This is a genomic window from Chryseobacterium sp. MIQD13 (assembly GCF_050496705.1).
GTDB lineage: Bacteria > Bacteroidota > Bacteroidia > Flavobacteriales > Weeksellaceae > Chryseobacterium.
The window spans coordinates 295,063-307,838 of the sequence record NZ_JBNWAF010000003.1; the positions used below are offsets into that span (position 1 = coordinate 295,063).

General features: G+C 38.4%; 7 protein-coding genes. 2 read left to right on the forward strand and 5 right to left on the reverse strand.

The genetic code is table 11. From position 1 onward, the window contains the following. Positions 1–94: 94 nt before the first annotated feature. Both ACQWU4_RS13715 and ACQWU4_RS13720 read right to left on the reverse strand, forming a co-directional pair. Positions 95–2,140 (reverse strand): M16 family metallopeptidase, encoded by a 2,046-nt coding sequence (locus tag ACQWU4_RS13715; RefSeq protein ID WP_429936310.1) that lies wholly within the window; start codon positions 2,138–2,140, stop codon positions 95–97. A gap of 53 nt (positions 2,141–2,193) precedes the next feature. Beyond that, positions 2,194–3,507, reverse strand: a complete 1,314-nt coding sequence (locus ACQWU4_RS13720; protein WP_429936311.1) for a M16 family metallopeptidase — start codon at positions 3,505–3,507, stop codon at positions 2,194–2,196. 383 nt (positions 3,508–3,890) lie between these two features. Here ACQWU4_RS13720 and ACQWU4_RS13725 point away from each other — a divergent pair, with 383 nt between their 5' ends. Continuing rightward, positions 3,891–6,221, forward strand: coding sequence for an ATP-dependent helicase (locus tag ACQWU4_RS13725; RefSeq protein WP_429936312.1), 2,331 nt, complete (start codon positions 3,891–3,893; stop codon positions 6,219–6,221). A gap of 464 nt (positions 6,222–6,685) precedes the next feature. Next, complete coding sequence (locus tag ACQWU4_RS13730; protein ID WP_429936313.1) at positions 6,686–9,412, forward strand: TonB-dependent receptor plug domain-containing protein; 2,727 nt, start codon at positions 6,686–6,688, stop codon at positions 9,410–9,412. A gap of 74 nt (positions 9,413–9,486) precedes the next feature. On the opposite strand, the gene ACQWU4_RS13735 is transcribed toward ACQWU4_RS13730, so the two are convergent. From ACQWU4_RS13735 to ACQWU4_RS13745, 3 genes are all read right to left on the reverse strand, one after another. Next, a complete protein-coding gene (locus ACQWU4_RS13735; RefSeq protein WP_429936314.1) occupies positions 9,487–11,328 on the reverse strand; it encodes a carbon starvation CstA family protein in 1,842 nt (613 codons plus the stop codon). Between the two features lie 225 nt (positions 11,329–11,553). Then, positions 11,554–11,937, reverse strand: coding sequence for a DUF3037 domain-containing protein (locus tag ACQWU4_RS13740; protein WP_429936315.1), 384 nt, complete (start codon positions 11,935–11,937; stop codon positions 11,554–11,556). Continuing rightward, complete coding sequence (locus tag ACQWU4_RS13745; RefSeq protein ID WP_429936316.1) at positions 11,924–12,697, reverse strand: HipA family kinase; 774 nt, start codon at positions 12,695–12,697, stop codon at positions 11,924–11,926. Before ACQWU4_RS13745 ends, ACQWU4_RS13740 begins: the two co-directional genes overlap by 14 nt. Between the last annotated feature and the right edge of the window lie 79 nt (positions 12,698–12,776).

A 12,776-nucleotide genomic window follows, 5' to 3' on the forward strand; every position in this document is an offset into this window, starting at 1 on the left:
TTTTTTATCGAATGACAAAGAAGAAGATCGTAAATGTTATTAAAAATAAAAATGGCAGCGTCTGCTGCCATTCTTTCTGTAAAAAGAGTATTGTTTATTTAAAATCAGAATCTTTAGCCTGATTCACTTCATAGGATTTTACATTCATCACCATATCCATACCCATTTGGTTTACTGAGATGGTGTACGGCATTTTCACACCACTTACATCCTTATAGTTAGAGAAAGTCGTAGGAATAGTGATTTCCTGTCCCTGTGCTTTTGCAGTTCTGGTTTCCCCGGTTTTTAATCCTGTAGCTACGCTGTAGTAATACGTTACATTATTACCTTTTACAACGTAAGAATCCTCACCTCCGATTTTCTCGATGCCTGCAACTTTATAATCTGCAGATTTTGCGAAACCCAGTTCTTCAAACAGCTCAGTGTTTTTCTGTTTTTCAGCAATCTGTTCAGGTTTCATCGGGGCTTTTTGTCCCATTTGCTCAGAATATCCTTCTTTCCCGTCAAAAACCTGCTTTTGAACAACCTGTCCCATTGCTGTAACTGCTGTTAATTCTTTTCCGCCCTGAGCTTTTATGATCTTAAAATCGATATTCTGTCCCTGCATAGACATGGAAGCGTTCATAGTATAAGAAGAAATCTTTGCAATATTGGCTTTTCCTCCGATAGCGTTGATGTATTTATCAGCAATAGAAGCTACACTTACAGCGGCATCAACCTTCTGTGTTGTTGGTTTTGCAACTGGATTGGCCTCTTTGTCGAAATATTTTACCGGATAGCCTAATTTTTCCAAGCCCGCAGAAATATCAGACGCTTTACCGGCGATGAAAATTCTGCTTTGATTTGGTAAAATATTAGCTTTTACAGCATTGGAAATGTCTGCGGCAGTTACTTTATCAATTGATTTTAAATAATTGGTATAGAAGTCAGATGGTAGATCCTGAACCTTTTGGTTTAAAGCAAATTTTGCAATTGTTTCCGGTTTTTCCAGAGACATTATGAAAGATCCTTTCAGCTTAGCCTTGGCATTTTCCAGTTCTTCCGGTTTTACAGTAGAAATAGCGTTAAGTTCATTCATAAATTCTTTAACAGCTTTATCTGTCACCTCATTTCTCACACTCGCATCAGCTGAGAAATCAGAAGAATATTTGCCGGCATTCATATCCGAATAAGCACCGTAAGTGAATCCGTTCTTCTCACGAAGGTTCATGAAAAGTCTCGCTTCACCACCACCACCTAGGATGTAGTTGGCCATTGTAGCAGCAAAGTAGTTCGGATCCTTCATCTTAAGATTGTTCAGGTTGTTTACTGACACCACAGACTGTACTGCTGAAGGAACATCTACTACATTGATCTCAGTTTTAGCAAGATTGGAAGCCGGCTCCAAAGCTGTAGCAGGTGTATTGGCTTTTTTCCATCCGCTGAAAGCTTTTTCTACCAATGGTTTTATTTTGTCAAATTTCACGTCACCCACAATTACCAAATAAGCATTGTCTGGAGCATAATATTTTTTATAAACATTTTGTACGTCAGCTAACTGGATTTTGTTGATAGTTTCTACCGTTTCAAATTCACCTCTTGCTGTATTTTTACCATACATTAATGCTTGGGAGACCTTAGAAGCAATAGAAGAAGCGTTTTTTTCTTCAGACTTTAATCCTTCCACAGCTCTTTCCTTTGAATTCTGAATTTCTTCAACAGAGAATTTTGGATTAATGACTGCATCTGCCATTAAGCCCAATACTTCAGGGAAATATTTTGAAAGAGAGTTCGCAAAAGCACCGTTGGAAGAAAAATTCAAATTAGCTCCCAGGTAATCTACTTTTTTGTTAAAAGCCTCTTTACTTAAATTGGTTGTTCCGTTTTCAAACTGTTCAGCCATGATAGAGCTTACCCCCGCTACATTTCCTTCAAGGAAAGGAGGTCTGTCCATAGAAAGGGTAGTGTTTACTCTCGGTAACTTATTATTTTCCACAACCATTACCGTAAGGCCGTTACTAAGCTGGAAAGTTTTTGGTTTTGCAATGTTGATCGCAGGAGTTGGTCCCGGCTTCGGCATTGCATTAATATCAATTTTTTGCGCTGAAACCGTTCCTGCGAATAAAAACGCTGCAGCTATATATGTTAATTGCTTTTTCATTTGTAAAAATTTAATTTTTAATAATCATGTTGTAAACCTGAAGTTTTAAATGATTACTTTTTTTCAGGAACGTAATTAATGATTACTCTTTGATTGGAATTCAGATATTTCTTAGCTGCATTCTGCAGATCCTGTCTGGTGATTGATCTGTAGATGTCTATTTCCTTATTGATCAAATTGGTATCACCCATCAGTACATGATTCGTTGCCAAAGAAGCGGCAATTCCCTGAATACTTGAGTTAGCATTTACAAACTGATTCTCATACTGGTTCTGAAGCTTTTGATAATCTTCTTCAGAAATAAGGTTTGTCTGCAGTTTTTTGATTTCAGCATCAATATCAGACTGTAAAGTCTGCTTCGTTGTCTGTCCCATCGGGATCGCAAAAAATGCAAAAACACTGTAATCCTCAAGACCCTGATTGAAAGCCTGTACAGCAAGTGCTTTTTTCTCCTGATCCACTAATTTCTTATATAAAACCGAAGATTTACCATTGCTCAGGTAAGAAGAAAGCATATCAAGAACGTAAGCATCTTTTTCTTTGTTAGCAGGAGTTCTGTACGCAAAAATATAAGCAGGAAGCTGAATATTCGGGTCTGTAGCCGTTACCTCTTTTTCCTGAGTGATAGGAGCATCTTTAGGGAAATCTTTAGGATAAAGCGTTCCTTTTGGAATTGCTCCGTAATATTCCTGGATCCACTTTTTAGTCTGCTCAGGCTTGATATCTCCAGCAACCACTAGTGTAGCATTGTTCGGAACGTAGAATTTCTTATAAAAAGCCTGGAATTCTTCCAGTTTTGCAGAATTAAGATCCTCCATAGAACCAATTGTAGGCCAGTTATACGGGTGATTGGTAAATAAGTTTTTCTGAATGGTCGGGAAAAGATTTCCGTAAGGTTGGTTGTCCATTCTTAATCTTTTCTCCTCTTTTACAACCTCTCTCTGAGTATCTACTCCGACCTGGTTGATCACGGCATGACGCATTCTTTCAGATTCCATCCAAAGTCCGAGCTGTTCGTTATTGGAAGGGAAGGTTTCATAATAATACGTTCTGTCGTTTGTAGTATTCGCATTATTTTGTCCTCCGTTTGATGAAACGATCTTGAACCAGTCTCCTCTTTTGATATTGGGAGTTCCTTCAAACAGAAGGTGCTCAAAGAAGTGGGCGAAACCCGTTCTTCCTTTTACTTCATCCTTTGCACCTACATGGTACATTACTCCGGTAGTTACTACAGGTGCAGAATTGTCCTGATGAAGAATTACGTGAAGGCCGTTTGGCAGGTCATACTCTTCGAATTTAATTTGCTGTGCGCTCAGAACCATTCCGAAGAAAGATGCTGCTGCAACAGAAAGAAGTCGCTTTTTCATAAAGTAGAAATTGTTTTGGATAAATTAGTAGGGAAATTAAGTAAAATGTTACACTTTAAAAGGATTTTTTGAAGAAAAAGTATATTTATAATTCGAATTTTTCAAAAATGATAATAATATGATTAAAATGCAGAAAATGAGGTTGTTTTTAGTTTTTTATTCATCTTTTCTGTCATTCTTTTTGACCTGGAAATTCAAAAAATACTTCCTTTTAAAAATCGTGGAAATAAAATCATTCAGTAAGAATTGAATCTGATGATCCTTATACGCATGCTTTTCCTTTCTGATAGTAAGGTCTAGATATATTAGTGAGGAATGAATTTTCAAAAATTTGAATTCTCCTTATAATACATTAATTTTGTGTTCCCAAAATTTTTTGCAGTATGGATTATCTGAAAGGACTCAATGAATCACAATATGAAGCCGTTACCTCTCTACAGGGGCCTTTGATGGTACTTGCGGGCGCAGGTTCCGGAAAAACACGTGTACTTACCATGCGTATTGCCCACCTGATCCACAACGGAATTGACCCCTTCAATATTCTGGCGCTTACCTTCACCAACAAAGCGGCCCGAGAAATGAAAGAACGTATCGCGAAAGTAGTAGGGGACAGCAATGCAAGAAGTTTATGGATGGGAACATTTCACTCGGTTTTTGCAAGAATTCTGAGGATTGAAGGTCATTATCTGGGATATCCGTCCAATTTTACGATCTATGACCAGCAGGATGCCCTGAATGTCATCAGAAAAGTAATCAAAGACATGAATATCGATGCTGATCTTTATAAACCTAAAAAAGTTCAGGCAAGAATTTCGACATATAAAAATAACCTGATCACGGTAAAAGCTTATTTCAACAATCCTGAACTTATGGAAGCTGATGAAAAAGCAAATATGAAATTCATCGGGAAGATCTATCAGAAATATGTGGAGGAATGCTTCAAGAACGGAGCCATGGATTTTGATGATTTGCTGTTGAAAACCAATGAATTACTGACCCGTTTTCCTGAGGTTCTGGCAAAATATCAGGACAGGTTCAGGTATATTATGGTTGATGAGTACCAGGATACCAACCATTCCCAGTACCTTATTGTAAAAGCACTGGCTTCAAAATTTGAAAATATCTGTGTGGTAGGGGATGATGCCCAGTCCATCTATTCCTTCCGTGGTGCGAATATTTACAACATCTTAAACTTCAAGAAGGATTATCCTGATGCATTAACGGTTTCTCTTGAGCAGAACTACCGTTCAACCCAGAATATCGTAAATGCAGCTAACGTTGTTATTGCAAAAAATCTTCAGCAGTTTAAAAAAAATGTTTTCAGTGATAATGAAGAAGGTGACAAGATCAAAATATACCGCTCGCTTTCTGACGCTGATGAGGCCAACTTCGTAGCAGGAAATATCTGGGAGCTTAGAAATACGGACCAGAGAAAATACAGTGATTTTGCTATTTTATACAGAACAAACTCGCAGACCAGGGCATTTGAAGATGCGCTGAGACGTAAAAATATCCCGTACAAGGTTTACGGAGGGCTTTCTTTCTATCAGAGAAAAGAAGTAAAAGACCTTATTGCTTATCTGCGTATTCTGATCAATGAAAATGATTCGGAGGCGCTTATGAGAATCATCAATTATCCTGCAAGAGGAATTGGAGATACCACTCAGAATAAACTGATCGTTTTTGCAGATTCTCACAATATTTCCATTTCAAAAGTACTGGACAATCTGCCGATGTATGCTCCTCAGCTAGGCTTAAACAACGGTGTTTTAAATAAACTGAATGATTTCTGGTCCATGATCAAAGCCTTTCAGGTATTATTGAAAACTGACACGGCTTACAGTGTTGCTATGGAAGTGGCCAAACGAAGTGGACTGATTAAGTTCTTAAAAGATGATCAGACTCCTGAAGGGATTTCCCGTGTAGAAAACGTTCAGGAATTAATGAACTCCATGCAGGGATTCATTGAAGAACAGATGCAGCTGGAAGACGGAGACCCGAGCCTTCCGAATTTCCTTGAGAATATTGCACTTTCTGCCGATACTCAGGATAAAAATACGGATGAGGATATGGTTTCGTTAATGACGATTCACCTGTCAAAAGGTCTGGAATTCCCTGTGGTACATCTTGTAGGGCTTGAAGAAAATCTTTTCCCGAGCTTTATGAGTTCGGCGACAAGGGAAGATTTGGAAGAAGAAAGACGTTTGTTCTATGTGGCATTGACAAGAGCAGAGAAGAAGGTATTTTTCTCTTATGCAGTCTCCCGTTTCCAGTGGGGGAAAATCACCGATGCAGAGCCTTCAAGATTTTTAAGTGAAATTGATGACGAATATATTGAATTCTTAAATCCAACTCTGGAAAAGAGGTTTATCAACAACGCCGGAATCAAATCCAATATTTTTGATGAGCATCCTTCCGAGCAGCGTTCTTTCAGAAAAGTTGAAAAGAAGACTATTGAAAAAGGAGACAATTCGAAGCATGCACCGGAAGTAAGAAAACTGAAACCTGTCAGCACAGCAAAAATTATCAATCCGAGTGGAGCTTCTTCCCAGGATATTGAAGTAGGAGATAAGGTAAGACATGATCGTTTCGGAATAGGGGAGGTTTCTTTCCTGGATGGAACAGATCCGCAGAATATTAAAGCCAAAGTGATTTTTATTCATGAAGGAGAAAAAAATCTCATTTTGAAATATGCTAAGCTTACGAAAATATAAATTTCTCAGTATCAGAAACTGATAATAATAATTTTTAAAACGGATTCTATTTGGAATCCGTTTTTTCTTTATACAAAGAATTTATTTTAATACTAAGTTTTTTAACGCAAAGTTTTTACTTAAATACTCCTTATTTAAGGGAAGCAAAGATAAACGGCTATGCCATTGACTAAGCTGTATGATTATTCAGGCGCTTAGTCAATCAATCGAAGATTGATTTTTTCTTTGCCTTCTTAATAATATTGCGCTATTCGAATTAAACTTTGCGTTAAAAACTCTGCAACAATTTTAAAACAAACTTCCTGTTAAATCAATTGACAAGAGATAATTTTCTATTTATTATCCAATAGAAGAAAACAATCTTAAATTTTCATAAAACAAAAGTCTACTTTTTTTGTAGACTAATAAATTTGTTTTACATTTGCCACTCAAAAAAACATAAACTATTAAATTGATGTAAGGGTATGAAAAATAAAAAGACTATTTTATCAGCTTCTGTTTTATTTTTCCTGGGAACGTATGCTTTCGGGCAGGAAAAAGGAAAAGACAGTCTGAAAACCAATAATGTGGAAGAGGTTGTGGTACTAGGTTCAAGAGCCGGTGCAAGATCAAAAGTAGACAGTCCGGTTCCTGTGGATGTCTTTAATATAAAGGAAACTTCTGTGGTTCTTCCACAATCCAGCATAGGGCAAATCTTGAATGCGGTGGCTCCGTCTTTCACTTCAACCATTCAAACCAATTCGGACGGTACGGACCATTTGGATCCTGCCCAGCTGAGAGGATTAGGTCCGGATCAGGTATTGGTTTTGGTGAACGGAAAAAGAAGACATACTTCAGCGTTGGTGAATGTTAACGGAACACCGGGAAGAGGAACTGTAGGAACCGATTTGAACTCCATTCCGTCATTTGCTTTGAACAGAATAGAAGTGCTGCGTGATGGCGCTTCAGCTCAGTACGGATCGGATGCCATTGCAGGTGTAATCAATCTTGAACTGAAAAAAGATATCGGCAGATTAACCGGGCAGGTAAGTTATGGTGGAAATTTAACTCCAACTGCTAATGATCATACCGGAGATTTTGACGGACAGAATATTCAGGTTGACCTTAATTACGGAAATAAAATCGGAAGTAAAGGTGGTTTCTATAATATTACCTGGTCTTCCCAGTTCAGAAACCCGACTTTCAGAGCCGGCGCCGAAAGTGGTACGATCTACAATGCATATAATGCTATTGAAAGGCGTGCTCAGAATGATGGGGTAAACCTTTCTTCTCTTTTTTCGAATATTAATAATGTTCCGAATTCCCAGCAGCTTATTAACTATATTCATCAGTATGCACAGGGTGTAGGTTATTTTTCTCAGGATTTTCAGAATCAGATTCAGGCAGCCAATACAATAAGTACTCTGCAGGGGCTCTTAAAAGGAGATTTTACAGATCAGGAACTGGCTTACAGAGGATTAGACAGAAAAGATTTCAATATGCAGGTGGGACAGTCTAAACTGAACAATCACCAGCTTTTTGCCAATATTGAAGTCCCTATTAATGATAACTGGAAGGTATATACATTTGGGGGGTACAGTTTCAGACATGGAAGTTCCGGCGGGTTCTACAGAAAGCCAAACCAGAGCCGAACTTTTACAGGACTATATTCTGACGGATATTTGCCTCAGATCGGAACGGATATTCAGGACCTGTCACTTTCCGCAGGCATTAAAGGAAACTGGGACGGCTGGAATATTGATTTAAGCAATACATTCGGACAGAATTCATTCACTTATAATATCAGTAATACAGGAAATACATCTTTAAGATTTGCTTCTCCCGATGAATTTAATGCAGGAGGTCTAAGATTCTCCCAGAATACAATCAATTTAGATTTCTCTAAAAAGTATGATGTCTGGAGCGGAATCAATGTAGCCTTTGGAGGAGAGCACCGTTATGAGAATTTTAAAATAACTCCTGGCGAGGAAGCGTCTTATGCAACTTATGATGCTGCAGGAAATTTGTGGAGTAATACGAGTCCGAGAGCAACGGATTTCTTTGGAAATGCACTTCCGGGTGGATCACAGGTTTTCGGAGGATTTAAACCCATAAATGCTGTGGACAAAAACAGGCAGGCAGTAGCAGCTTATGCAGATGTTGAATTTAATTTTACCAATTGGTTATTGGTAGATGCTGCTGCGAGATATGAAAATTATTCAGATTTCGGATCTACTTTCAATTATAAACTGGCTTCAAGAATCAAAGTGGCTCCTAATTTTAATGTAAGATTGGCGGGTTCCACAGGATTCAGAGCACCTTCCATTCATCAGATTTATTATAATGTAACCTCTACTTTATTTACGAACAGCCAGCTTCTTGAAGTGGGGACATTCAGTAATGATTCAGAAATTGCAGGTTTACTGGAAATGCCAAAGCTGAAGCAGGAAACTTCTAAATCTGCCAGTGTAGGATTTACGTACAGAATCCCATCAGCAAGCCTTACTTTTACCGCTGATGGATATTTTACAAGAATCAACAACCGGATTATTCTAACAGACCAGTTCCTAAGAGCAGATGTACCTGTCGCTGCACAGGCTGCTTTTGATGCTCAGGGAGTTAATGGGGCACAATTCTTTACGAATGCCATAGATACAGAAACAAAAGGAGTAGATGTAGTTATTTCCCATAATGCAAGATTTTCAGGATTTAAGCTTGATAATAATTTTGCTGTTAATATCAGCGAAACGAAGAAAGTGGGAGCCACTCACTCTTCAGGACTTTTGCAGTCTCCGAATCTTGAAAAGATCTATTTTTCTGAAAAATCAAGAGTTTATCTGGAAGAAGCGGTTCCAAGGGTAAAAGCAAGTTTATCTCATACGCTTTCGTGGAAAAATGCAAGTCTTTATCTGAGAAATACCTATTTCGGAAAAGTAACAGGTGCGGATATTATTGATGCTAACGGTGACGGAGTTATAGGAGCTACTGAACATCAGCAAATCGGGGATAAAATTATTACAGATCTTTCCCTGGCTTATCAGTTTACGAAAAATATAGGGCTGACTCTGGGAGTAAACAATCTGTTTGACATTTATCCGGATAAAAACCTTACGGCATCCACAAACAATGATCAGTTTATCTATTCCCGTTCTACTTCCCAGTTTGGACAGAACGGAAGATATGTATTTACAAGACTTAATTTCAATTTTTAAGCAAAATAATAATTAGTAAAAAAGCAGTCCGGATGACCCGGACTGCTTTTGTTTTTGTGAAAATTCTATCTTGGTTATCTTTCTACAAGCTCTTTTACAGGTTCTCCATAGAAATCAATTTCTGTTGTTTTGATCTGCAGAAGCTGGTACCATTTGATGAAAGCTCCGATAAACACAATAAGCATCAGAACCATTGCAGTTGCTGCTAGAGCTGCCAGTAAATACTGTTCTTTCGGAAGGTAGATGGTTGTTACCTGAATATAACCTGCCCAGAAAGTAATTCCGGCCATAAAGACCCCGGGAATTGCAGAACATAAGGCGTATTTTCCTCTTTTCATCCTGATCAGCATTGTTGTACAGACAATCAGTCCGCAGGCAGCCAATAACTGGTTGCTGATTCCAAACAACGGCCATATACTGCTTACATTACCCGTAAATACCAGATATCCCCATGCGAAAGTAAACAGGATACTGCTGATGATAATTCCGGGAATCCAGTTCTTGTCATTGAATTTAGGAATAACAGAACCCAGCATTTCCTGTAAAAAGAAACGTCCCACTCTTGTTCCAGCGTCAATAGCAGTAAGGATAAACACGGCTTCAAACATAATAGCGAAATTATACCAATACGCTGTCAGCTGATCCATATAAGGGATCTTATTGAATATATGAGCCATTCCTACGGCTAAAGATACGGCACCACCGGTTCTGCCGTGCAGCTCAATGCCTATTTTTTGTGAATAATAATCAATATCTACCCCATGCAGTGAAGGATGGGCGGCCAGAAACGCATCGTATGATTCTTTTGGGGTATTGATTGCAAAATAATCACCTGGCATTAATGTACATGCTGCAATTAAAGCCATTAAAGCAACAAAACCTTCTACCAGCATGGCTCCATATCCTACAAAAAGAATTTCTTTTTCCTTATTCAGCATCTTTGGGGTTGTCCCTGTTGCGATCACCGCATGGAAACCCGAAATAGCACCACAGGCAATTACAATAAAAATGAAAGGAAGTACAGGGCCTCCTATAACAGGGCCACCGCCTTTTACAAATTCTGTAAGAGCAGGCATCTGTATAGTAGGATGAATAACAATAACCCCTACGGCCAGCATAATAATAGTTCCTATTTTCAGATAAGTTGAAAGGTAATCCCTGGGAACGAGAAGAAGCCATACCGGAAGCACCGAAGCCAGAAAACCATACAGAGGAATTGCGATGGAGATCGTTTTAATATCCCATGAAAAAAGGTTATTCATTGTCTCGTTCTGCATCAGGCTGTGTCCACCAATGATTCCGGCTACTAAAAGTATACCGCCTAAAATGCTGGCAAAAAGTACACTGTTTTTTCTGTATCTCATGATAAGCCCCATGATAACAGCAATAGGCATAGTGATGACAACGGTGAAAAGTGACCATGAAGCCTCATGCATTGCATTGATACAGGCAAGTGATAAACCTGCTAGGGTCAGGATCAGGATAAATAAAATGGCAAATCCGGCCACGGTTCCTGTAGTTTTACCTATTTCTTTGGAAGCAATTGTAGCTAGACTTTGGCCTTTGTGCCGTACGGAAGCGAATAAAACCACCATATCATGTACACCGCCGCCAAGCACACATCCGATCAGAATCCATAATGCCCCTGGGAGATATCCGAACTGGGCGGCCAGAACAGGCCCGACCAAAGGTCCCGCTGCTGCAATGGCGGCAAAATGGTGTCCGAAAAGTACATTTTTATTGGTTGCCACATAATCTTTACCGTCAGCAAATTCTACTGCGGGAGTTGTGTTTTTATCATTAAGCCTCAGTACTTTATTGGCAATGAAAATACCATAAAAACGATAGGCAATTGCAAATACAAGTACCGATACAAAGATCAGCGTGAGTGCGTTGGTGTGATTCAGAAAATCCATATCATCTGTTTTTTAAGGATGAATAATTAAAAATATTGGGTATTTTGTTAAGAATAATTTAAACAAAAGCCAAGTTAATTATTTTATGAATAAAAAATAATGATATGTATATTAATCTAGCAAATTTATAAATTCTTGTAATTTATATTATTGATTATTATGTGTTTATATGAATTATAAGTCTCTGTGTGTATATTTTTTTGCTTTGTGATGAAAAAATAATTGTTATTTTACCAACTCCTCAAAAAGTTTAGTAAAGGTTTTTTCCAGATCTTTTGATTTTCCCGGATGAGGTCTTGAGGTTTGTATCGAAGAGCTTCTTACAGCCGTCAGCCATCGAAAACGTTCTGGAACATCCATCAGGGCGATAGGTCCTCCTTCTTTATCTCCGTTGGCAATTCTCTGGAAGCTTTCAAGATTCTGAATAATGTCATCATAATCCAGTTTGCTGTGCATCAGCCTGAATTTATCCCGACACAAATAAAACTCTACCCGGATGAATTTTTCTTTTTTGGAAAACATTACAAGACCGATATTGAAAAATTCTTCTCTTTCAACTTTCGGTACCAGGCGTATAACAGCGTATTCGTATATTTTATCCTCTTGCATTTTTAGCTTCGTTTACAAAGATTTGAGAATTTTCCAACCTGGTTTTCAGGAACTGAAAGTAGATTTCACGGATTTCTTCAGGAGTTTCATCAGCATCCTCCCAATGTAGCCAGTCTTCAGGAATCAAATTGACAATCTCTCTGAAAAGTGTATCATTCAACACTTCATGAGCAAACTTATCTGCCTCATCCAGCATTTTTGCTTTAGGAAGCAATACGTGATCCTTCACATATTTGAAAGGAGTCTTTGCGGCCGCATCAAAGTTCTGCCATGAATGATGGAAATAGAAAGAGGCTCCGTTGTCAATAATCCAAAGCTCTTTATGCCACATCAGAAGATTCGTATTCCTGAAAGTACGGTCAATATTGGTAATAAACGCATCCAGCCAGACAATCTTTGAAGCCAGAAGAGGGTCTATCTTCACACCCGAATCATAGGTGATGGAGCCTGAAAGATAATGAAGTCCAAGATTCAGGCCTTCCGAAAACTTCAATAAATCCTGAATTTCCTCATCAGCTTCTGTTCTCCCAAAATCAACGTCCAGATTTACAAAAACCAGTTCAGGGATTTTCAGTCCTAATGCTTCGGTGATCTTGCCTCCTAAAAGTTCAGAGATCAGCATTTTAACTCCATGGCCGGCGCCACGGAATTTCAGTACATATTTAAAATCATCATCAGCTTCTGCCAAAGCAGGAAGAGATCCGCCTTCCCTTAAAGGCAGGATGTAACGTACAACGGTTACCGTTCTTAAATCCAGCATACTGCAAAATTAAGGTTATTTTTACAACTATTTAATCAATTCCATAGTTGAAGATTAAGTTTTTCAGGTAAATATTTTT